This is a genomic window from Gilvimarinus algae (assembly GCF_030518215.1).
Classification (GTDB): Bacteria; Pseudomonadota; Gammaproteobacteria; order Pseudomonadales; family Cellvibrionaceae; genus Gilvimarinus; species Gilvimarinus algae.
Genome location: NZ_JAULRT010000060.1, coordinates 221257 through 243530, shown reverse-complemented (window position 1 = coordinate 243530; position 22274 = coordinate 221257). Strand labels below are relative to the sequence as shown.

The 22274-nt window shown below is 48.9% G+C and carries 19 protein-coding genes; 16 read left to right on the top strand and 3 right to left on the bottom strand.

Features of this window, described 5'->3' with window-relative positions:
- Window positions 1-7 precede the first annotated feature (7 nt).
- The 12 genes from QWI16_RS13735 (at window position 8) to QWI16_RS13680 (ending at window position 13840) form a co-directional block, all read left to right on the top strand.
- Window positions 8-1276, top strand: a complete 1269-nt coding sequence (locus QWI16_RS13735; protein ID WP_302714006.1) for a hypothetical protein — start codon at window positions 8-10, stop codon at window positions 1274-1276.
- Window positions 1277-1294: 18 nt separating this feature from the next.
- Window positions 1295-2248: a sulfotransferase family protein gene (locus QWI16_RS13730; RefSeq protein ID WP_302714005.1), complete on the top strand. Its 954-nt coding sequence runs from the start codon at window positions 1295-1297 to the stop codon at window positions 2246-2248.
- A 266-nt stretch (window positions 2249-2514) separates the two neighbouring features.
- The gene (locus tag QWI16_RS13725; RefSeq protein ID WP_302714004.1) at window positions 2515-4380 is read left to right on the top strand and encodes a glycosyltransferase family 2 protein; all 1866 of its coding nucleotides are present in this window, start codon (window positions 2515-2517) and stop codon (window positions 4378-4380) included.
- Window positions 4373-5434, top strand: a complete 1062-nt coding sequence (locus QWI16_RS13720) for a glycosyltransferase WbsX family protein (protein ID WP_302714003.1) — start codon at window positions 4373-4375, stop codon at window positions 5432-5434. The genes QWI16_RS13725 and QWI16_RS13720 overlap by 8 nt, the downstream gene beginning before the upstream one ends.
- Window positions 5435-5445: 11 nt before the next feature.
- Entirely contained in the window at window positions 5446-7044 is a 1599-nt protein-coding gene (locus QWI16_RS13715; RefSeq protein ID WP_302714002.1) for an aldolase catalytic domain-containing protein, read from the top strand.
- A gap of 9 nt (window positions 7045-7053) precedes the next feature.
- Window positions 7054-7809, top strand: a complete 756-nt coding sequence (locus QWI16_RS13710; RefSeq protein WP_302714001.1) for a 3-deoxy-manno-octulosonate cytidylyltransferase — start codon at window positions 7054-7056, stop codon at window positions 7807-7809.
- Complete coding sequence (locus QWI16_RS13705; RefSeq protein ID WP_368045297.1) at window positions 7797-8453, top strand: HAD family hydrolase; 657 nt, start codon at window positions 7797-7799, stop codon at window positions 8451-8453. Before QWI16_RS13710 ends, QWI16_RS13705 begins: the two co-directional genes overlap by 13 nt.
- A gap of 9 nt (window positions 8454-8462) precedes the next feature.
- Window positions 8463-9578: a GDP-mannose 4,6-dehydratase gene (gmd, locus tag QWI16_RS13700; RefSeq protein WP_302713999.1), complete on the top strand. Its 1116-nt coding sequence runs from the start codon at window positions 8463-8465 to the stop codon at window positions 9576-9578.
- A gap of 5 nt (window positions 9579-9583) precedes the next feature.
- Window positions 9584-10264, top strand: coding sequence for a phytanoyl-CoA dioxygenase family protein (locus tag QWI16_RS13695; RefSeq protein WP_302713998.1), 681 nt, complete (start codon window positions 9584-9586; stop codon window positions 10262-10264).
- Between the two features lie 9 nt (window positions 10265-10273).
- Entirely contained in the window at window positions 10274-10981 is a 708-nt protein-coding gene (locus QWI16_RS13690; RefSeq protein ID WP_302713997.1) for an SDR family NAD(P)-dependent oxidoreductase, read from the top strand.
- 9 nt (window positions 10982-10990) lie between these two features.
- Window positions 10991-11950, top strand: coding sequence for a GDP-L-fucose synthase (gene fcl, locus QWI16_RS13685; protein ID WP_302713996.1), 960 nt, complete (start codon window positions 10991-10993; stop codon window positions 11948-11950).
- 141 nt (window positions 11951-12091) lie between these two features.
- The gene (locus tag QWI16_RS13680) at window positions 12092-13840 is read left to right on the top strand and encodes a hypothetical protein (RefSeq protein WP_302713995.1); all 1749 of its coding nucleotides are present in this window, start codon (window positions 12092-12094) and stop codon (window positions 13838-13840) included.
- 611 nt (window positions 13841-14451) lie between these two features.
- Here the strand turns inward: QWI16_RS13680 and QWI16_RS13675 are convergent.
- Window positions 14452-16353: an acyltransferase family protein gene (locus tag QWI16_RS13675; RefSeq protein ID WP_302713994.1), complete on the bottom strand. Its 1902-nt coding sequence runs from the start codon at window positions 16351-16353 to the stop codon at window positions 14452-14454.
- 207 nt (window positions 16354-16560) lie between these two features.
- Between QWI16_RS13675 and QWI16_RS13670 the strand changes: the two genes are divergently transcribed.
- Window positions 16561-16974 (top strand): DUF4174 domain-containing protein, encoded by a 414-nt coding sequence (locus QWI16_RS13670; RefSeq protein ID WP_302713993.1) that lies wholly within the window; start codon window positions 16561-16563, stop codon window positions 16972-16974.
- A gap of 63 nt (window positions 16975-17037) precedes the next feature.
- On the opposite strand, the gene QWI16_RS13665 is transcribed toward QWI16_RS13670, so the two are convergent.
- Complete coding sequence (locus tag QWI16_RS13665; RefSeq protein WP_302713992.1) at window positions 17038-17592, bottom strand: DUF3299 domain-containing protein; 555 nt, start codon at window positions 17590-17592, stop codon at window positions 17038-17040.
- A gap of 70 nt (window positions 17593-17662) precedes the next feature.
- Between QWI16_RS13665 and QWI16_RS13660 the strand changes: the two genes are divergently transcribed.
- The 3 genes from QWI16_RS13660 (at window position 17663) to QWI16_RS13650 (ending at window position 20166) form a co-directional block, all read left to right on the top strand.
- Complete coding sequence (locus QWI16_RS13660) at window positions 17663-18370, top strand: ABC transporter ATP-binding protein (RefSeq protein WP_302713991.1); 708 nt, start codon at window positions 17663-17665, stop codon at window positions 18368-18370.
- Window positions 18367-19614: an ABC transporter permease gene (locus tag QWI16_RS13655; RefSeq protein ID WP_302713990.1), complete on the top strand. Its 1248-nt coding sequence runs from the start codon at window positions 18367-18369 to the stop codon at window positions 19612-19614. The genes QWI16_RS13660 and QWI16_RS13655 overlap by 4 nt, the downstream gene beginning before the upstream one ends.
- 195 nt (window positions 19615-19809) lie before the next feature.
- Entirely contained in the window at window positions 19810-20166 is a 357-nt protein-coding gene (locus tag QWI16_RS13650; protein ID WP_302713989.1) for a cupin domain-containing protein, read from the top strand.
- A gap of 383 nt (window positions 20167-20549) precedes the next feature.
- Here the strand turns inward: QWI16_RS13650 and QWI16_RS13645 are convergent, their stop codons facing one another.
- Window positions 20550-22124, bottom strand: a complete 1575-nt coding sequence (locus tag QWI16_RS13645; protein ID WP_302713988.1) for an MFS transporter — start codon at window positions 22122-22124, stop codon at window positions 20550-20552.
- Between the last annotated feature and the right edge of the window lie 150 nt (window positions 22125-22274).

The window sequence follows — 22274 nt, the reverse complement described above, 5'->3', positions numbered from 1 at the left end:
AATCAGTATGGAAAACACCCAAACCATTGCTCAGTGGCAACAGTTCCTGCAGACCCTTGCCCCGGTAGAGAGCTGGCTTTACGTTGGTGCAGGTCGTGGAGAAATGCTAAATGAAGCTAGATTCTCCAACGTGCCAATGCTACTAGCCGTAGAGGCCGATGAGCACTCAAGCCAACTGCTCGCCCACAAAATCGCAACACCCGCAATCAAACACAGAAACTGGAAAGCCCTGAACGCCCTGGTCAACAACACTAACGGACAAGCCAACTGGCACCGCCACTCTCGCGAAGCAGAAAACGGACTGCTCCCGGCAAAGGCCCTAACCGCACTTTGGCCTAACCTCAATGAGATTGATCGCAGCGAGAAGCCAGCCGTTTCGCTGAAGCATCTACTGGAGCAGGCAGATGAAGTCGACTCGCCGTTTAACTGGCTGACCATCGACTGCTTACCGGCTGCCCGCCTAATTCAAGATCTAAATGGCACTCTGGATCAGCTGGACATGATTGAAATGCGCGTTGTCATAGACGGCGCGCGCTCAGGTAACGACGGTACCACCCTGGGTGAATGTGACAAAATCCTCCTACCTCAAGGTTTCACCCGGCTGGCACTGGAAGAGACCATCACCCCGTTGATAGGCCGCGCATTATACGGCCGGGACTTCAAGCTCCAACTCAATGAAGCGCTAAAAGTCTATACTGACCTTGAAACCCAAAACGCCACCCTAACGCAAAAGAATGAAGAATTAGGCGCACAAGTTGAGTCTTTACTTAAGGAGAGGGACAATCTCCGCTACGAACTGGAAGACCAGCGGAAGAGAGAACAAGAATCAAGCGGGCAACTAGCAAAGTCTCTACAACAACTGGCGGCACTGGAGCATCAAAATATTGATTTAGCCTCTCAATGCCATGAGCTCAGACTCAGCAATAATAGTCTACGAAATGAAAAAAGCGAGCTTCTGAGCAAGCTAGAAGACCAACGGAACCGAGAACACCAAGCAACCGAACAACTACAGTCAGCCAATGCAGAGCTGAATGAAAAACTACAACTAAGCCAAACAGAGCTCAAAGAGCAACAACGATCCTCCCACCTGAGCACCAAGCTACTGGCCAAGTTAGAAGGTGATGCCGCCGAACTGCGCGAACGCTATGCCCAAAAAGTGACAAGCGAACAGGAGCTAAAAGATCTCATTAAAGAGCTGCACGCCAAACTACAAGCCGCGTCACACTTTTATCACAAGCTGGAAAAAGAGCATCCCGAACTGCTCAAACAGCAGTAGCGCCGGTAACACAGCGATATGCAAAAGCAAAAAAACTTAAAAACACTACAGAAAGAGCTTAGCCAAGCCCTTAATCTAATTAACAATTACAGTACAGCATACAGTGGTAACGGTGGAATAGTGCCGGATGCCCGAGCGCTAAAAAACACAGACAGCCTTCTAGAACGCTGTGCGGCTGTAGTTGATGCTGAAAGCGCCAAGCCTAAACCTATACTACGCATCATTCATCACTTTGCCTGCAGCGGTGGAACGTTAATCTCTAAATGCTTGGCAGCCCAGCCTAATGTATTCCTACTAAGTGAGCTACACCCTACAACACGACTGGGCATCAACCCAAACAAAGCCGCCTACACGCCACGAGACATCACAACGCAGGCCATATACGGACGCGTACCAGACGTTGACGCACTAGCCGAAAAACTATTCTTAAATGGCATAATCGAGACAGAAAAGCACATACGAAACCATGGCGGCTACTTGGTGATAAGAGCGCATTCACACGCAGATTATTGCGTTGGCGAACAAACTCCGAACTCAGACACCATAAGTCGAATATTAGAACCTTATTTTGACTTAAAACACGTAGTTACCGTACGCAACCCTGTAGACTCTTTCCTTTCGCTAAGAGATAACGGCTGGATCCACTTCAAGCCCGGCAGCTTTGATGAATACTGCGAGCGACTGATAAAGTTCTTAGAATCTTTCAAAAAAAATAAGATCGTCAAATATGAAGACTTTGTCACGCAGCCAGAGGTTGAATTAAAGCATTGCACCAATCTCCTCTTATTACCTTACGAGAAAGGTAATATTGAGTACATCGAGCTGTTCAAGGTTAGTGGAGACAGCGGTCGAAGCGGATCCGAAATCAATCCAAGATCAAGAAAATTCGTTTCAGATGATTTTAGAAATGAAGTGTCGGCATCATCTAGCTTTTTGGAAGTTCAGCAGCTATTGGAATATGAGGGGATCTAGAGTTCAAATCACACTCACAGCTCACCTTAGAAAAATATACTTATCTTCCATCTAGATATTTTTTCAGGCCACCGCTGAAAGCTTTTTTGAAAGCAGCGAAATAAATTTAAGAGAAAAGCATTTAACCTTTAGAAAATAAAGCACCTGAGCGACCATAATCAGGGAACATGAACAGAAGCAATATAACTCTATATCCGGAACAGAGCTTACTTTAGCTTAAGGCCACCAATCAAGGTCAATCTTTTTCAAATATCATGGGGCATGCAATGAACTTTTTTGACTTTTTAAATGACGAACAGTTAAATAAGCTTGCATTTGCTGACTTACACTTTCTCAGAAAGCGGAACGATAAGGAGCTCAAGGAAATACTTTCATCTTGGATATCTGAGGCACATCGCACAACCCCTCCACCCAACAGCCAGAAGAAGTACGACGCGCTTTTTCTTCAAAGCCTCGAAAGACCTGACTATGACGATCTTTTTTTGTCGATCATAAGAGCAAGCGAAGTAAGAGATTATATTTATATCAAGCGAAATGGGCTTCAAAAAAAGGACATTAACCCTTCGGCAGTTAACTTTCTTTCCAGAAATTTTAAAGTTCTAAATAGACTTCGTTGCGACAACCCACTCATATCAAAATGCCTAGCTGTAAAACTGTGCCAGTACGCGTTTATCGCTTCAAATATTGGAAGGATTTCAGTAAACTGCGCGGTATTTTTTTCCGACATGCAACCACTAGAGTATCTTTGCTCTCTGCACTTAAGAGAACTAGGTGTAACCACAGTAACAGCGCAGCATGGTCTTTATATTGAATACCCTAACAGCGACACAGTAAACGTTATTAATTACGAAAACCATGCATCGGACTATTTTCTTTCATGGGGGGAAAACACCGAACGACTCATCCGAAAGTACCATCCAGAAGCAAAGATCATTATTTGCGGCAAACCGAACCTAGAAGCTTTTGAGCCATGTGAAAATAATCAGGGCATTCTAGTGATCCTTGATCAAGAAATATTTCGTAAAGAGAATCTTGAGCTTTTAAATATCGCAACAGACTTTGCAAAAAAATCCTCCTTGAATGTCCTTGTTAAATTTCACCCAGGAAATAACAGGGCCTCTTACTACAAAATATTTCCAACTCTGAATGAAACATTCGATTTAGACCCTTCTTTTATTATAGCAGGACATACAAGCTCCTTACTTTTTGAGGCGCAAAGACAAGGCGCAAAAGTGGTTCAGTACGCGAGTGACGTACCGTCGATAGACCTAGGTAGCAAACTAAAGTTTACAGATCAATCAAGTTTTTCGATAGCGTATAATTATGCAAAATATGGAACCTCAAGTGCAGACATTAGCAATATTAGATATATTGGCAGTGAGTCGAGGTCGCAGTATAAATTTTTTTTCGAGAAACTAATAGGAAACAATGATTATCCGTTTTTTTCAATTATCGTCCCAACGTTCAACAGCTCGCTGACCATAAGCAGGTGTATCAATGCTTTACTTAATCAAAGCTTCAAGGACTTTGAAATAATAGTTGTCGATGGAGGATCAACCGACGCGACAATCACTCTATTAACAGAACACTACTCTAAAAATCCAAGAGTAAAAATTTACTGTCAAAAAGATAACGGTATCTACGACGCAATGAATAAAGGAACATCATACTCCAAGGGAAAATGGCTCTATTATATGGGTAGCGATGACGAGCTATACAATGAAGGTGTTTTAAATGAAGTATATAGACGCCTATCGGAAGGAAACTACGATTTTGCATACGGAAGCGTCAGGGTCGTGGGCGATGTGAAGTGGGCAAAAGATGGGTCCTTATACGACGGAAAATTTGACGACATAAAAATAACAAAAAAAAATATTTGTCACCAAGCAATATTCTATTCATCGAATATTGCATCCAAAGCTGGCATGTACAATACCAAATTCCCAGTTTGCGCAGACTGGGACGTTAATCTGAGAGTCTGGCCGAAATCGAGGAAGTTATACCTAGACATGACAATAGCCAATTTCTTTTCCGGGGGAACAAGTACTAGCGGTGGTGACCCCGAGTTCGGTAAAGCATTCAAAGAGAAATTGAACGAATTTCATAAAGAACTTGAGGCAAAACATGAGTAACAAAGCCAGAGCTATCGCATTTTACCTTCCTCAGTTTCATCCAATCCCAGAGAACGACTCAGCCTGGGGAGCAGGCTTTACTGAATGGACAAATGTTACTAAGGCTCTCCCTCTTTTTCCCGGTCACACGCAACCCAAACTTCCAGCCGATCTTGGATTCTATGACCTTAGGGTCAGCGAAACTAGGGTTGCGCAAGCCGAAATGGCTAGAAAATATGGGATAGAAGGGTTTTGTTATTGGCATTACTGGCTCGGGGATGGCAGAAGACTTCTTGAACGCCCCTTTCAAGAAGTCCTTGACTCCGGAAAGCCCGATTTTCCGTTTTGTCTGGGCTGGGCCAACCACAACTGGGACGGAAAAGGGTGGATGGGCGGTGACTCCCAAGAGTCGATTCAGCAGAAGTACCCAGGAAAAGAAGACGCTTTTCAACATTTCTCCTTTTTGCTAAAGGCTTTTAAAGATGCAAGATATATTCGAGTCAGGGGCAAGCCTTTACTTGTAGTATACAGACCAAAAGACATACCGAACCCAAAAGAACATTTCGATCTCTGGAGGCAACTGGCCAAAGACAACGGCCTAGATGGACTTCACATTATTGGAGACACTCCTCACACTAAGGGGGAGGACATTGGCCTTGATGGTTATCTTTATTCTGGTCAACGTCACATTTGGGATAAAGATTTATGGGATAAACAAGATTCATGGCAAAGACTTCATTCGAAAAAACTCAAAAAAGTGCCATACTCTAGAGTGCTACCTTACCTCGTCAAGCCCGGCGGTTATTCAGATATGGAATACCCTGTAATCATTCCGAATTGGGATACCACGCCAAGACTTGGCGATGACGCCATGATATTTTACGGAACAACTCCGGCCTTGTTTAGAGTTCACGTTCGGCAGATCATGCAGTCCGTTAGCCACCGAAAAACTGAAGATAACTTAGTGTTCATAAGGGCATGGAATGAATGGGCAGAGGGAAATTATTTAGAGCCCGACCTTGAGCATGGTCACGATTTCTTAGAAGCTCTGAATGCAGAACTGAAAGGAATATAGGATAGCCCTAAATGATGATACTAGATTGCACGCTAAGAGATGGAGGCTATTACAATAGCTGGAACTTTCCATTTTCGGTTACAAATGATTATTTACAAGCAATGTCAGCCGCCGGTGTAGATATCGTAGAATTAGGCCTAAGATCACGTGTAAACAATAGCTTTAAGGGCGCAAGTGCTTACTGTACAGATCAGTATCTTACTACGTTAAACATACCATCCAACCTCAAAATTGCAGTTATGGTTAACGCAGCTGAAATTATAGGGAATAATGGAGAACAATCTAGCTTATTAGCTAGCATTTTTCCAAACGATGCTTCCACCTCAAGAGTTGATGTAGTGAGAATCGCGTGTCACGCCCATGAGTTAGTCGAAGCTCTCCCTGCATGCAATTGGCTCAAAAGCCGGGGTTTTACCGTTGGCTTTAATCTTATGCAGGTAGCAGATAGGAGCCAAGAGGAAATTGAAAAATTATCTCTAGAGGCAAGCAAACACCCGATCGACGTACTCTATTTCGCAGACAGCATGGGAAGCATGACGCCAGCGCAGACCAGCAAGATTGTCTCTTGGCTTAAAACGCACTGGCAAGGAGCCATGGGCATTCATACTCATGACAATATGGGACTAGCTCTAGCTAACTCCATGCAGGCCGTAAAGGATGGTGTTACCTGGCTTGACTCCACGGTTACCGGCATGGGGCGAGGACCAGGAAATGCTCGAACCGAAGAGCTTGTAATTGAGGCAGATGAGAGCCGAGGGAAATCAGTAAACTTAGTGCCCTTAATGCGAATCATTCGAGAATACTTTCAACCACTAAAGAACAAGTGTGGCTGGGGCTCTAACCCCTATTACTATCTTTCCGGGAAACATGGAATACATCCCACCTATATTCAGGAGATGCTGACTGACTCTCGGTTTGATGAAGAGGATATTTTAGCTGCGATAGATCATCTGAAAACTGAGGGTGGAAAGAAGTTTAGTTATAATGCGCTCGATGCAACACGACATTTTTTCGCTGGGAACAGTGAAGGCGGCTGGTCGCCTAGCGTTTCAATTGGGGGTAGAGATGTGCTAGTTATCGGTGCGGGACCCAGCTCGCAAGAACACAGAGTTGCAATTATTAGCTTTATAGAACGAAGAAAACCTTTTGTTATTGCCTTGAATACGCATTCTGAACTTCCGCAAGAGCTTGTTGACATAAGAGTCGCAAGCCACCCGGTTAGAATTCTTGCTGACTGCGAACAACACACCAAGTTACCCCAACCACTAGTAACGCCAGTATCAGCACTACCTGAAGACGTAAGAAAATTTTTAGGCAATAAGAAACTTCATGATTTCGGAATGCAAGTAGAAGATAATACCTTTAACTGCTACCAAACCAGAGCAGTACTTCCGAATTCGCTGGTCATTAGCTATGCGTTAGCGATAGCCGCAAGCGGTCAATCAAGAGGAATTTATGTGGCGGGATTCGACGGATTTGGGCCAGGGGACAGACGCACTTTTGAGGTACAAAAAGTTTTTAATCTTTTTTCTGAACAGACAGGCTTGACCCCCATATCTATTACTTACACCGAGTATGATATTCCGGTAAAATCAGTTTATGGAATGTAGGCTAAGATAATGAGAACTGTCGTGTTAATTCCAGCTCGGTATTCATCGTCCCGGTACCCAGGCAAACCACTGGTGAAGCTGTTGGGAAAACCTATGATTCTTTGGGTAGCAGAGCTTGCCTGCAGGGCAGTCAGCAAGAGTGATGTGTTTGTAGCAACTGACGACGATCGCATTGCCGATGCTGTAACCTCGGCGGGTTTTGGGGTTGTCATGACCTCAAACACCTGCCTGACAGGTACAGACAGACTTGCCGAAGCAGCCCAAGAAATCGACGCAGATATATTTATCAATGTGCAAGGGGATGAGCCTTTAGCATCGGCCGATGACATACTAAAAATAGCCAAATACAAAATGCAGCATATGAATGTTGTTGTAAACGGCTTTAGCTACGTAGATAAGAATGAAGACCCCGCAAGTGTTAACATTCCTAAAGTTGTTACAACTGAAGACAACAAACTAGTCTATATGTCCCGGGCCGCCCTACCGGCCCACAAAGACGAAAAATGCGCCCCCAAACGATTTAAGAAGCAAGTTTGTATATACGCATTTACGAAATCCGAGCTAAATCGGTTTTATAATTTTGGCCGAAAGAGCGAGCTGGAAGCCTCTGAAGACATTGAGATACTTAGATTTCTAGAGCTTGGTAGTGACATTCATATGATAGAAACTCAGTCGGGCAGCCTTGCGGTAGACACTCCAGAAGACGTCGCCAAAGTTGAAACCGCAATGCGTGACAAGGGTTATACAGAGTCGTGGCTCCAATAAGTATACATAAGTATCGCACCCTGGTGTTCGATTGTGACGGAGTTGTACTCAACTCCAATCAAGTGAAATCCTATGCGTTCTACAAAAGTGCTCTTCCATACGGGAGAGAGGCTGCCACTGATTTCGTGCAATATCACATGATTAATGGCGGAGTCTCGCGCTATAAAAAATTTGAGTATTTTTTGGCCAACATTGCGCCTCAGGTTAACGGTCCTGGCTTGGACACATTACTGAGTAATTATGCCAACGACGTCATAGAGGGCTTACTTAGCTGTGACATTTCTCAAGGCTTGATGGAGCTTCGAGAGCAGACCCCAACTAGCCGCTGGCTTATTGTATCTGGCGGCGACCAAAGTGAGTTGCGACAGGTATTCAAGACACGAGGCCTAACTTCCCTTTTCGACGGGGGTATTTTTGGAAGCCCTGCTGATAAGAAATACATTCTTGACCGAGAACTGGCCTTAGGAAACATACAAAAAGAAGCGTTATTTCTCGGCGATAGTAAGTATGATTTCGAGTCAGCCAAACATGCCGAATTAGACTTCCTTTTTGTATCTGGTTGGAGTGAGATGTCAGATTGGCAACCTTGGGCTGAGCTTAATAAAATAGACACGGTTCAGTCCTTAGCAAACTGCTGCACTTAGGAAGGCATAATGAAGAAAGCTTTGATCACCGGCGTAACAGGCCAAGACGGCTCCTACTTGGCAGAGTTTTTACTAGAAAAAGGTTATCAAGTACACGGCATCAAGCGCCGCGCCTCGCTATTCAATACCCAACGTGTAGATCATATTTATCAAGATCCACACGTGCAGAACCAGAACTTCGTCCTGCACTATGGTGATTTAACCGATTCTTCGAATCTAACGCGCATACTGCAAGAAGTTCAACCGGACGAGGTGTACAACCTGGGCGCACAGTCACATGTGGCGGTGAGCTTTGAATCACCTGAATACACAGCCGATGTCGATGCGATGGGCACTCTGCGCATGCTGGAAGCTATTCGGCTGCTGAGGCTGGAAAAGAAGACCAGGTTCTACCAGGCGTCCACCTCAGAGCTCTACGGCTTGGTACAGGAAACCCCGCAAACAGAAACCACGCCCTTCTACCCACGCTCACCCTACGCTGTAGCAAAGCTCTACGCCTATTGGATTACCGTCAACTACCGCGAGTCCTACGGCATGTATGCCTGCAACGGCATTTTGTTCAACCACGAATCCCCGCGCCGCGGCGAGACTTTTGTTACCCGCAAGATTACCCGCGGCCTCGCCAACATCGCACAGGGTTTAGAGGAGTGCCTGTATATGGGCAATATGGACGCTTTGCGGGATTGGGGGCACGCGAAGGACTATGTGCGTATGCAGTGGCTGATGCTTCAGCAGGATCAGCCCGAGGATTTTGTTATTGCCACTGGCAAACAGTATTCGGTGCGTGAATTTATTACCTGGTCCGCCAAGGAACTGGGCATTATCCTCCGTTTTGACGGTGAAGGCGCTCAAGAAATTGGTATCGTCGACACCATAGAGGGCACTGATGCCCCAGAGGTCAACGTTGGCGACGTAATTGTCAAAGTAGACTCACGCTATTTCCGCCCCGCCGAAGTCGAAACCTTACTGGGCGACCCATCCAAAGCCAAAGCGCAACTGGACTGGACACCTGAAATTACGGCTCAAGAAATGTGTGCCGAGATGGTGGCTGAAGATCTAGTTGTCGCGAAGCGCCATGCTCTCCTCAAGGAGCACGGGTATGAGATTCCGGTGGCGGTGGAATAGGTAGAATGACAATGACGACTCGCCCCACCGTAGAATGTGAAGGAATTTCCGGCCCCTACGAACTTGATAGGAAAGATCTTTTAGCTGAGATAGAAGCAGCCATCCGGTTTGAGGGGGCACGAAAAGACCGACATATTGATTTTCCTGCAATTGCCAATTTTCTGAAGAGCGATGGGAATTTGTATAACGCCGTAAGTCATACCTTTGGTCGGGAACTCGATATTTGGAGAACAAATTTCTTTTACAAAACAAGTGGCAGCGGTGAAGTCGGGTGGCATCATGACAGACATTTCGAAACTGGCGATCAAAATATTGACTTAGCAAACACCGAGAACCACTTTTCTGTTTTGATTGCAATTACAGACCTTTTGGAGGAAGACGGTGTCATCGAGTACATCCCGTTTAGCCATCTTCCGTTACAAGGCTTTGAGCGCGATGTCAGGCCATTTCACAAAAAAGCAGTTATAGACCACTTTTTGAATCTTCCAGTCGAGCTGGTAGATAGACGTCGATCAATGCCCCTAAAAAGGGGACAATTTGCTTTATTTCATTCAGCATTGCTCCACAGGAGCTTACCATTTCGGCATGGAAGTCATCGAATCTCCATGGTGATTCGCCTGTGTAGACGGCATACATTGATTCCAGAAGAGCTACTTAGCCTAAATGGACGGCAGCCATATAACTAGGAGCACGTAATGCAAGATCTCACCAATCAAACGGCCGTGGTAACAGGTGCCAGCCAAGGAATAGGGAAAGCCATCGCATTCGGATTAGCTAATTTAGGAATGAATGTTGTATTGATTGCGCGATCAGAAGATTTGCTTAGCGCTGTGGCAGAGCAAATCAATCAAACAACCCACGGTACCGCCATCGCCTTAGCAGCAGATGTAGGCTGTTTTGAACAGACCAAGGCAGCGTTTAAAATAATAGAAGAGCGGTTTATCAGCATAGATGTAGTCTTTGCCAACGCTGGAACCAATAAACCCCAGGGAAGTTTGAAGAGCCTCCAACCAAAAGACATTTTTCATGCATTGGAATCCAACGTATTAGGTATTATTCATACATTCAAATGCGCTCTTGAATTGATCGATGCCAGCAAAGGAGCAAGCCTAATTTCTATAGGTTCGGGCATTGGCCATCTAGGAGCTTCCAACAATTCAGTGTACGCCGCCACAAAGGGAGCCTCATGGGCATTTACAAAGTCTTTAGGCTTAGAACTGGCCGACACCAGTATTTGTGTTAATGAACTAATACCAGGGCCAGTCAAGACGCAGATGAACCCAACTGCCGAAGGGCCGACATGGAAGTCTCCTGAAGAGGTTGTGCCGCTTGCACTGGAGCTTGCCAAATTTCGTGGAAGAAAAGCCCCAACAGCACAAAGCTTCAGCTTAATGAGAAGGTAGCTGATAACGATGACAAATGTTTTTATAGCCGGACACAACGGTATGGTAGGCTCTGCCATTATTCGACAGATGAATAGGCAAGGCGGGGTGAACATTATTACCCGTTCACACAAAGAGCTAGACCTGCTAAACCAAGACGCCGTGCAAGCGTTTTTTGAGTCACAGGCTATTGATCAGGTGTATTTGGCTGCGGCAAAAGTCGGCGGCATTGTTGCCAACAACACCTACCCGGCCGAGTTTATTTACCAAAATTTGATGATCGAGTCGAACATCATTCACTCGGCACATTTGGCCGGCGTTCAAAAGTTATTATTTTTAGGTTCGTCTTGCATTTACCCGAAAATGGCAGAACAGCCCATGCGAGAGGACTCTCTGTTGACCGGCACCCTGGAGCCAACCAATGAACCTTACGCCATAGCTAAAATTGCAGGCATTAAGCTGTGCGAAAGCTACAACCGCCAGTACGGCCGAGACTACCGCTCGGTTATGCCAACCAATTTGTATGGCCCCAATGACAACTTTCACCCTCAAAATAGCCATGTGATTCCAGCGTTGCTCCGCCGCTTTCATGAGGCAAAGCAACGTGGCGACTCCAAAGTGACCGCATGGGGTTCAGGCTCACCGATGCGGGAATTTTTGCATGTGGATGATATGGCGGCCGCCAGTGTGTTTGTGATGAATTTAGATAATGCTACTTATCAGCGTCACACTCAACCCATGCTCAGCCATATTAATGTGGGTACCGGTGTGGACTGCACTATTAAAGCACTTACCGAGGCCGTTGCCAGGGTCGTGGGCTTTAAAGGCAGCATCGAATGGGATACCAGTAAGCCAGACGGTACGCCGCGTAAACTAATGGACGTTTCACGCCTAAGCAACTTGGGCTGGCACTACTCCATTAAGCTGGAAGATGGCTTGCGCGATACTTACGAATGGTTCTTAGTCAATCAAGATGATTTTCGGGGGTAATATTGTACTTAAGCAAAGCTTTCTTTGAATACCCCTCGGCCACAGAAACTGATTTTAGACTTATGATGATGCTTGATCCACGGCCTCACCGCCCCACAAAGAGCAAACAGCTTATTAGCAGTTCACACCAGGAGAATAGCATTGTTTGAAGCCGTTTCAGCCAGCACTCGCTGGCTTTTGGCCCTTGGAGGAAAGTTCTTGCGTGTCGCCCCTGGGCCGACGCTGCTGACCATTCCCGCTACGCTAGTCTCTCAGGTAGCCACGCTACTCGCTTTTCTATTGCCGATAAAAGTACTTATTCTTGTCGGGTCAGACGGTATTCCCCGCTATTTTGCTAACAGCTTTATGCAGTTTGACCGGGATACTTTAATTGTTGCTCTGAGTATTGCGACCCCTGCTTTTTACCTTCTGCACCTTGCCATGGAACAGTTGGTGCTAAAAACATCGAACATCGGCGCAAAGCGCCTGTTGGCACGCAGCAGGAAAATCGTTTTGTTTGAAAACCAAGATGATCTTGCTGCTGCCAGCTATCGACGCTACGCGGAGGCATTGGCAAACACCGTTTTCATTGCCTGCGTTTGGCTGCTACTGGGGTTCGTCTTCCCCCTCTTGTGCTTGTTACTCGTCAGCTACACTTTAATCTGTATTGTCGGCTTAGGGATTGCTCACAAATGCAGCGAAACACTGGGCAATCGCATTGAGGAAAGCTTGTCTTCTTTGGTGGCCGTGTTAACGTCTATAGGCTTTATGCTGGCGTTCCTATTATTAATCCAGCAGTTTCTTGTGGGTGCGATCCAGGTTTTTTTTATTGCTATTATCTCCCTTTTGCTTACAAGGCAGACATTAAACCGAACCAAGCGATTAGTCACCGCTATTGTTAATTTGTATAGCAACCGACGTAAACTGAACGCTCTGTTTTTTACCGAACACTCCCTTTCTCAAAACGACGAGTTGCAAGAGGAGTTTTGGGCAATGTTTTCAGAGCGTGCCAGAGATAGCTGGCTACGCGAACTTCTTACTGAACACTTGGCCATCAACCCCAATCGCCTTAACGTAAACTGGCACCAAACAGGCGTAAATGACCTAGTGGCATTGGAGGTTTTGGCGCTAGATTCAAGCGAGAAGCGCTTAGGGCGGTACTTGGTGCGAGTTTACGGAAAGCGCCCCACTTTGTCAGCTACCCACGAGGCAACCCTCTTGCTAGACGAGTCCAGCGAGCACTTGCCTGCCTTTCCCTTGCTTGCCGCAGGGCAGGTCGGTAAGTGGCATTGCCATATCTTTTCTCTAACCGATAAATTCGCCTATGTTCACCCCGCCCAACATACAAAGAGCCTTCTCTCTTCGCTGTGGGCGTTTGAGCCACCAGCGGATTTGGCTGAGCGATATACCCGCTCTCACCCAATGCTTTGGCAACGCTTGGATACCTCTCTGATTGAACGCCTATATATGGTGGCGGGCGAGGATAACGCGACGATAGTGCGCAGCCTAGAAGAGCAGCTACCAGACATTCTGTTCATTATTCGAAGCCTACCATTAACAGTGGTGAACCCTGATATTAACATCAACACTCTGATACAAGACGATAGCGGCAACCTTAACGTCACATACTGGGGGCGCTGGACCCTTGAGCCAGTAGGTAGTGATTGGCCCGTTGGGCAAAGAAGCTTGCAGGAGCTCTCTGAATTACTGCAGCAGGCCTCGGAGATTCGCCCAGCGTTGAGAGAGGTTGATCCTCAGGCCGTTGCTTTGTCTGCCTTGCTGTTTAAGCTTGATTGGCTGTGTACCAAACAACTTTATCTGGACGCCCTGAAGCTGATTCCAGAACTACTCAAGGAAGTTCGCGATGTCTTGTCAGATAATCAAGGCGATAGCCCATTGAATAGAGAGTAAGATTCAACGGGAAGATGCCTTCGATCCTAGTTACGAGCATGCTTAACCGCTTCTCGGTTGCTTCTGGATGGCCCGGCCACATTGAGTGGTTAGGTTTAGGCGCCGAAGTGAACTTCGCGACCATTGGTATCGAGCCTTTTAATATGGACCCTGAGTTTATGAAGATCCAGACACCGTGATTTTCCTTGATGTTGATGATACCCTCTTTGACTATAAATCCTCTCAGCACAAGGCGGCAGTCGAGTTCGCCAAGCATCATTCTAGCTATCTTCGCGCTCCAGAACGGTTTCCAGAACGTTGGAATGAGGTTACGGAGCGTCATATGCCACGGCATCTGGCCGGTGAACTGTCGTTTCAGGAGCAACGGCGACAACTACTTAGCCGATTACCAAAGCACCAAAGCCGCAGGCTTCCAGCACCGAGCAGGACTTACTGCGCCATGCGACAGGCAGTGCAGACTGCTCAGTGAACTTCCATCTATAATAGAAAATTACCTACCGACAACGGAAAGTTCGGGCTCACCCTAACCTCCCTGACAACTCAACCATCCACGCTTGGAACAAGGCTACAAGTAGAATTTAATGAATCGTCCGAAGAACGCTCTGCACCACTCAAAGTGAGCCCAACCATGTATTTTCAAGCGACTCTTTCAAAACGCCAGATAAGTAACTTGAAAACTCCACGCTGTAGTGATGTCTATCCCAGCTAAAGGGTCGATCTTTGATGAAAACCGGACACTCTGACTTGCTTCTGCAGACATGACTTTTAATGCTAATGAACTCAACTGAGTATTTACTTGCGAGCGCCTTCATTGAATCATCGTAGCTCACAAACCTTTCCTCAGTAAAAAAGTGGTCTCTAATGGCCGACTCGATCGCCTCCTGACTATTATGCCTGGCATAGTAATCTGAAACACGATCCTTAACCTTAAGGTAGTTTCCAAAAATAAGAATATTGGAAACACCGTTAGCCTTTAGAAAATCCACATAGGAGTCAATGTATTCAGGTGGCGCCATAAGCGTCATTATGACAACACCATCTATTCCAATTAATGCACTTTTTGAGTAGCGGATTTTATTAATTTTTTCTAGTCGATCAGGGCGCCTCCGCTCTGACAGTTGTTCAACCGTCATAGGAACGCAACCACCACAATTACTAATAATATATCGATGTTCAGGAAAGCTCTTCCCTACAATCCAAGCCGCATCAGGCGCCATGCTGTCACCGACAACCAATATATTTTTCTTGTCGTTCGAGAGCTTGCATTTTCTGTGATCAAGTGTCCCTTCATTGACGGGATGACACACTTCAAAGCTCCCATTCCATGTCACTCGCTTCTGCTTTTCAGCCTTCGCATCTACACCTTCAAACTGACTTGAGGAAGCCGACGTCAGCAAAGCCAACGCGGACACAGACAGGAATACCATTAGAGGTATCATAACCCCAAGAAATACCTTTCTACCAATGCGTTTTTTATTCCTAAAAGGCTTCTCTATCAGATAATAAGCACCTACTGAGACCAAAGAGGTTACCAACAGCCAGTAAAATTTGTCATCAGTCCCTGGGCTTCGATCGATGATATGGCCAAACGCAAAGATGGGGTAATGCCAAAGGTAAAGCGAATAGGAAACGAGACCCACTGCTACAAATGGCCTGCCGGACAAAACCTTTGTCACCAGCTCATCTTTGTTGGCAAACCATATGATAAGCACGGTTCCCACGACGGGAAGAAGCGTCACAAAGCCCGGATGACCCGATTCAAAATCGATAAAAAGCAGCGAATGAACAATAAGGTACAAGCCAAAAACTGGCATTGTTTTACTAAGAAGAGTGTCATTGTCTTTTCTGGGATGGTAGTAAAGGATATTTGCCAACAGGCTTCCTGCCAACAATTCCCAAAAGCGGGTCGGCAACATATAGAATGAAAACGAGTGATCAAAAGGTGTGACGAATTCTGCCAACTGAAGACTGAGCAGTAAAAGCGCTAAGAGGATTGCGACCGTATGGGACTTCCACCACTTATAGATGGCCAGCAAAATTAGCGGAAAGAATATATAGTATTGCTCTTCTACAGCCAAGGTCCAGGTATGAAGGAATGGCATTAATTGCGCCGATTCGGCTCCATATTCCTGCAGGCTAATGTCCCAGTAGAAGTTAGAGCCAAAGGCCAGTGTGCTAAGCACAGACGCCGCAAAATCTTCAAGCTGGGATGGCAGCAAAAGGTACCAAGCCACGGGTAAAGACAGCAAAATTACCGTAAACAGAGCAGGGAGGAGCCTTCTGGCTCGCCTCTCATAAAAATTCACGAGAGAGAAGCCCTGAGAACTGTGATACTCAGACATGATAATGGAGGTAATCAAAAATCCTGAAATCACAAAGAAAACGTCAACGCCCAGGAACCCCCCTTTAAGTAGCTGTGTGCCTCCAACTACCAGATCAAGGTGGTAGATGATGACGGCCAGCACCGCTATTGCTCTCAATCCGTCGATTTCAGGTCTGTAGGCTAGTTTCACTGTAAACATCTCTTAGCTTTGCAAAAGTAAATTCTACATGGACAAGGACTTTTTGGGGGAGACTTAATAAGAAGTCTCGCTAAGGGCTCAAATGTAATCGTGATGATGCATATGGAGTTTACGGTGATCGCCTTTTTCGGCGCACCGTATACCCCCCTGCCCCACTTACGTGTAAAGCTGTAATGACATCACGATTCAGGAGGCCACATGAGGTACCTGCTATTTCTTTCCCTGATAGGAATGACCGTTGTCACCAAAGGCGATACGCTGTCCAGCCTTGACCAGCTAACCTGGAAGAACCGGGTGATTCTGGTGTGGACTGACCATCCCGAGCCTGTAAAAGATACTCTCGAGCGCGCCCGGCCGGAGATCGATGAACGGGATATTTTCTGGTTTATTTTCAGTGACGATGAGGTGCTGACCAACTACTCAAGCGCTCTGGCCGCTGATTTTGCGGATAAGACGACTCGCAAGTACCAAAGCGGCGATACGAGAGTGCTGCTTATCGGCAAGGACGGCGGCGTAAAGGAGTCCGATACCGAGCTGCTGCTGGACGCTCTGTTTCGCGAAATCGACGCCATGCCGATGCGCATCCGGGAGATGCGGCAACACATTCAGTAGCACACCGATCTGGCAGGCGGTTGGAATGCCCCTAACACAGCCACGCTCTCGGGCAGGCTTTACCTACTCCTCGTAAATCGTCATGGTATCGACTGTCATGCGATAGGCCGCCTGGGACAGGTCGGTTTCTACCATCTCAATGGTCAGTTTGCCCGACACCCAAAAGGGGTCGTAGAGCGCATCCAGCACTATGCCCGCCTCGAACTTGGCGTAAATCACCTGATTGGGCGGCGGCGGTGGGAGATGAATGCAGGCACCGAAAAACGGCACCAGTAGGAATTCGGTGATGCGCTGCTCGTCATCAAATACCAAAGGTACAACAAAGCCCGGCAGGCGAATGTACTTGCCGTCAAATTCGGGGATGGTTTTGGCCGAGCGCAGCGCCCGGCTGTAGGGATCGTCCTCGGGCAAACCCAGCGGACCGTCGCCGGCCGGGGGCATAACGTCTGCCTCACCGCCCTCTGGCACATCATCAATCCACTCTGGGCGGTTCATCAGCGCGTCAAGGTCTTCCTGAGGCATCAGGTCGGGCCACTCAATGGTTTGGTACTCCCGCGCCCAGCCATTGAGACAGAACAGGCAGACCACTATCACCAAAAACCAGCGCCACGCTCTCATCAGGCCCCCTTGCTTGCGGTAAAAAAGACGTTATAACATAACCGATTTACGTAGATCCATGCCGCACTCTATGCCAAGCAACGATTCCATCAACACCACTGGGACCGCCGACATCCCTAGGGCCATCGACATCACCGGACTGGAATACGGCCATCCAAAGGGTCAGCACTGGCAGCTTCCACGCTGGCAAGTCCCGGCTGGGCAAACCGTTTTTCTGGCGGCGCCCTCAGGCGCCGGCAAGTCCACCCTGTTGAGTGTGCTGGCGGGCCTGTTGCCGGTCAGCGCTGGGCAGCTTTCGGTGCTTGGCGAGCCCCTGCATCATCGCCGCGCCGCGCAAACTGCCCCCTGGCGCGCGCGCCAGCTGGGGATTATTTTCCAAAACCTGAACTTGCTGGATTACCTGAGCAGCCTTGACAATATTCTACTGGCAGCGCACTTTGCCGGGCGCCGTAAAAGCGATACCACCGCTGCTGCACGAGAACTTCTGGCACGGCTCAACCTGCCCGAGGCACTGGTGCACCGCCGCGCCAGTGAGTTGAGCCTGGGCCAGCGCCAGCGTGTTGCCATCGCGCGGGCGCTGATCAACAACCCGCCACTGATTCTCGCCGACGAGCCCACCTCGGCGCTCGATGAAGACAACAGCCGCGATTTTATGGCACTGCTGTTTGCACTGGTGCGAGAGCGCGGCTGCACATTGCTGTTTGCCAGCCACGACCAGCGACTGAGCGACGCCTTTGACCAGCGTCTTAACCTCAATGACGTGAGTCTCCCGCTATGATCTGGCGACTCGCCGTGAAGAGTTTGCTCAGCCGACGCTTCAGCGCCGCCGTGTGCATTGCCATGGTTGCGCTCAGCACTCTGGCGCTGTTAGCGGTGGACACGCTCTACCGCGGCACCCAATCGGCCTTTGGCCGCAGTGTGCAGGGCATTGATTTGATCGTCGGTGCGCCCACCGGTGATATTAACTTGCTGTTGTTCTCTGCCTTTCATGTCGGCGCACCCAGCCGCGAACTGAGCTGGCAAAGCTTTAGCCACTGGCGCGACGCACCTGGCATTGCCCGCGCGGTACCGCTGATGCTCGGCGACACCCACAAAGGGTTTCGTGTTATCGGCACCAACTCAGCGCTGTTTGATCATTTACAACAGAGCTATAACGCCGAGGTTTTTACTCAGGGCGAAGCCTTTACGCACGTATTTGACGTCACCCTCGGCCATGAGGTGGCACGCACGCTCGGCTACCGGCCAGGTGATGAGCTGATTCTTAGCCACGGGCTGGGCAACCACAGTTTCCACCGGCACGACGCCCGCACCTTCACCGTCACCGGCGTGCTCGCCGCCACGGGCACCCCCATCGATAAGACCCTGCAAATCAGCGTGGAAGGCATAGAGGCGATTCACTGGCCAGCGGCAAAGCTGGCTAGCCTGCCCGAGCGACCCGCCATCGGTGATATCGCGGTCTTGCAGCCGAACAGCGTCAGCGCTTTTTACCTGACGCTTGCCAACAAAGTCCGTACGTTTCAGATTCTGCGCGCCATTAATCAAGGGCAGACATCGCCATCGCAGAGCGAGCCTTTGCTGGCCATACTGCCCGGTGTTGCCATGACGCAATTGTGGTCCATGCTCGACTGGGTCGAGGCGGCCCTGCTCGGTCTGGGTTTGCTGGCGGTAGCACTGGCGGCCATTGGCGTGGCCAGCGCCCTGCTCGGCCATCTGGACCGGCGCCTGGGCGAGTTTCAGTTGCTGCAAATACTGGGCGCCAGGCGGCGCTTTATCCACACCCTGCTCGGCTTGGAAACCGCCGCGCTGATCGCCATCGGCCTAATCGCTGGCACGGCGCTGACCATCGCGCTCGAGCGCGGCTTCTCACATTGGGTGCAAAGCCAGTGGGGCCTGAATTGGCCGTTGCAAATCAACGGGCCTTGGCTGAGCGGCGCTCTGCTAGTGATCCCCCTGATCAGTGGTTTCTTGGTTGGCGCCGTGGGCGCCTGGCGTTTGCGCCAGCAAAGCGGCTCATTCTGCTAGCAGGCAGTTAAAAAACGTAGGCGATGCCGCCGCTTCAAGGCAAAAATGACTTAAAGAGCGGAGTTTATACGTAGGAAATGAGCATTTTGAGGCCATTTTTAACACCGCAGCGGCAACGTCGGTAGTTTTTCAACGCTCTGCTAGACTCCTTTACACACTGATTTTTCTGCGCCATGAACCAAGGACAAACCAACAATGGACGTCACCGACGTAATTCAATTACTGGCTACGCACCCGGACGGCTCTTTTCTAAAACTGTCCAACTTTAATGGTGCGAGCTTTGGCACGTGCAGCATCACGGGTGCATCTCCCGGCTGGGAGATGCACCCGGACACCGATGAGTTTTTCTATGTCATTGAAGGAACGGTGGAAATCACCCTGCTCGAAGATCAGCCGCGCCACTATGTTGCGCCCGCCGGCAGCTCCTTTGTGGTGCCGCGGGGCATATGGCACAAACCGGCCGCACCAATGGGCGCCAAGTTTATCTACTTTACCCCGGGCCAATCACTCTACAGCGAAGCGGACGACCCGCGCATTGAGCACAAGGCGTAACGCCCTATAATGGACGATTGCAGAACACCGCGGGCAGACAATAACACCAAGGATACGAACACTAGCCATGAGATACCTACCCGTACCACCACCCGACAAGCTCAAAACCTGCCCGCGCTGTCAGTTGGTCTCCCCCGCAGATGCTGAGCAGTGCTCGCACTGTTCAAACCTCTCGGACAGAGAGCTCGCCGAGTATCTTGAGCACTATCAAGCCGCAGCTAGAAGCGGGGTCGAATCTCGGGCGCTATTTTCTTTACGGGGCGGGCATTGTGCTTGTCGTTATGGTGATAAGCGCGCTAAGCCACTAGCGCGCCGTGCTTTAATACCACGAGCATAAAAAAGGCCGGATAGTTCCGGCCTTTTTATCTAATGTATATTTTCTATCAAGCACTTTGACTGCGCCGCGTATCCAGCTCCGCTTCAATCTCACTCATACGGCTGGAGTTCAATGGATAGACAATCAACAGCAAGACGGCAACAAAGGCAAAGATGGCGGGAATCCAGCTCATCAGCATGACCATGCCATCGGTAGCCTGGGCAATGGTGCTCGGGTCTGTGCCCACGTAACCGTAGGCGCCCAGAACCATCAACACCAGGGCGCCGGCAAAGCCGCCACCGGTTTTTTGAATAAAACTGCCCGCCGAATAAAACAGGCCTGTGGCGCGGCGACCGTGTTTCCACTCAGAGTAGTCTGCGGTATCGCCGAGCATGCTAAAGGTCAGTACCGGCATAAACGCCGCAAAAAACTCAGCGGCGCAACCGAGCACAAACAGGCCGGTGATGTTGTCTTGCCCCAAAAACGAAATACAACCGGTAAGCAAACCGCTGATGATCAGCGATGCGATAAACAGTGTCTTTTTCCCCACCAGGCGGGTGAAATAACCGCAGACAAACGCCGCGAAAATCGAGGTAATCAACAGCGCCAGAAAGTAGGCGCCGGTCAGCGTGGGCTCTTGCAGGTAGTGTTTAAAGTAGTAGGCAATGACCACATACTTAATGCCGTTAAACAGCATAGTGAGAAAACCCAGCCCCAAAATCATCAACCAGGGTTTGTTGGTCAGCAGGTTGATCAAATCGCGCTGTGACGGTGTGGTCTCAGTTTCCGGGCGGCGGATAAGCTGGCGGATCAGATAACCAGTGCCACTCAGCACCACGGCGCAGAATAGGCCCATGTACCAAGGGTTGAGCTTGTAGGTGGCATCGTCGGACTGGGTGAGACTGAAAAACAGCAGCGAGATCGACAGCAGTGGGAGAATAATAAACGGCAGATTAAACAGTAGGTCTTTAAACTCTTTTTTGAACGAGCCCTCTTTACTGGTAGGGACAATACGCTCTTTGGTGGTGGCAAAAGTAAACACGCACAGCGCGACCAACAAAGCGGCAAACACATACATGGTTTGCTGGTAGCCCTTGGCCTCATTACCCTGGCCGAAATACTCCACCAGATAGGGCGTGCCCGCCATCACCAAGGCGCCCCCCAAGAACGCACCGGCAAAGCGGTAGCCGGACAGGACACTGCGCTCCTCGTGGCTTGAGGTCATGACCCCCATCAGGGCCGAGTAGGGCACGTTATTTACCGTGTAGGCGAGTGTCAGGCCGATGTAGGTAAAGTAGGCCCACACGAGCTTCATTTCGGGGCTGATATCCGGCGCGGTGAAAGACAGCACCATAAACAGACCGAGCACCGGCGCAGACCACAAAATCCACGGGCGGAACTTGCCGTGCCGGGTCTGGGTGCGGTCGGCAATCATCCCCATGATAATGTCGGTAATCCCGTCCGATACCCGCACCAGCAACAGCAAGGCAGCCGCGGCGGCCGCAGTAATGCCAAGGGTATCGGTGTAAAACACAGCCAGATAGGCCAGAGCGCCGCGCCACACCAGGTTGGCGGCGGCATCGCCCATGGCGTAGCCGGATTTTTCGAGAACGGAGAGTTTTTGCGGGGATGATGTGGCCACGTGTCACCTCGGGTCTTGTCGTTATAAGTTGGCTCCGGGCTAAGAGCGGCTCAAGCATAAGAGCCGCCCTAAAAAAAGTACAGCGTTAATCCAGCGTTATCGATACCGGTAACCTTGTCTCAAGCTGATCGATCCTCGGACGATTGCGCC

What these genes read in the sequence shown, in the direction of transcription:
- QWI16_RS13735 (WP_302714006.1), top strand. Translation starts at nt 8, where the DNA reads ATGGAAAACACCCAAACCATTGCTCAGTGGCAACAGTTCCTGCAGACC.
- QWI16_RS13730 (WP_302714005.1), top strand. Translation starts at nt 1,295, where the DNA reads ATGCAAAAGCAAAAAAACTTAAAAACACTACAGAAAGAGCTTAGCCAA.
- QWI16_RS13725 (WP_302714004.1), top strand. Translation starts at nt 2,515, where the DNA reads ATGAACTTTTTTGACTTTTTAAATGACGAACAGTTAAATAAGCTTGCA.
- QWI16_RS13720 (WP_302714003.1), top strand. Translation starts at nt 4,373, where the DNA reads ATGAGTAACAAAGCCAGAGCTATCGCATTTTACCTTCCTCAGTTTCAT.
- QWI16_RS13715 (WP_302714002.1), top strand. Translation starts at nt 5,446, where the DNA reads ATGATGATACTAGATTGCACGCTAAGAGATGGAGGCTATTACAATAGC.
- QWI16_RS13710 (WP_302714001.1), top strand. Translation starts at nt 7,054, where the DNA reads ATGAGAACTGTCGTGTTAATTCCAGCTCGGTATTCATCGTCCCGGTAC.
- gmd (WP_302713999.1), top strand. Translation starts at nt 8,463, where the DNA reads ATGAAGAAAGCTTTGATCACCGGCGTAACAGGCCAAGACGGCTCCTAC.
- QWI16_RS13695 (WP_302713998.1), top strand. Translation starts at nt 9,584, where the DNA reads ATGACAATGACGACTCGCCCCACCGTAGAATGTGAAGGAATTTCCGGC.
- QWI16_RS13690 (WP_302713997.1), top strand. Translation starts at nt 10,274, where the DNA reads ATGCAAGATCTCACCAATCAAACGGCCGTGGTAACAGGTGCCAGCCAA.
- fcl (WP_302713996.1), top strand. Translation starts at nt 10,991, where the DNA reads ATGACAAATGTTTTTATAGCCGGACACAACGGTATGGTAGGCTCTGCC.
- QWI16_RS13670 (WP_302713993.1), top strand. Translation starts at nt 16,561, where the DNA reads ATGAGGTACCTGCTATTTCTTTCCCTGATAGGAATGACCGTTGTCACC.
- QWI16_RS13665 (WP_302713992.1), bottom strand. Translation starts at nt 17,592, where the DNA reads ATGAGAGCGTGGCGCTGGTTTTTGGTGATAGTGGTCTGCCTGTTCTGT.
- QWI16_RS13660 (WP_302713991.1), top strand. Translation starts at nt 17,663, where the DNA reads ATGCCAAGCAACGATTCCATCAACACCACTGGGACCGCCGACATCCCT.
- QWI16_RS13655 (WP_302713990.1), top strand. Translation starts at nt 18,367, where the DNA reads ATGATCTGGCGACTCGCCGTGAAGAGTTTGCTCAGCCGACGCTTCAGC.
- QWI16_RS13650 (WP_302713989.1), top strand. Translation starts at nt 19,810, where the DNA reads ATGGACGTCACCGACGTAATTCAATTACTGGCTACGCACCCGGACGGC.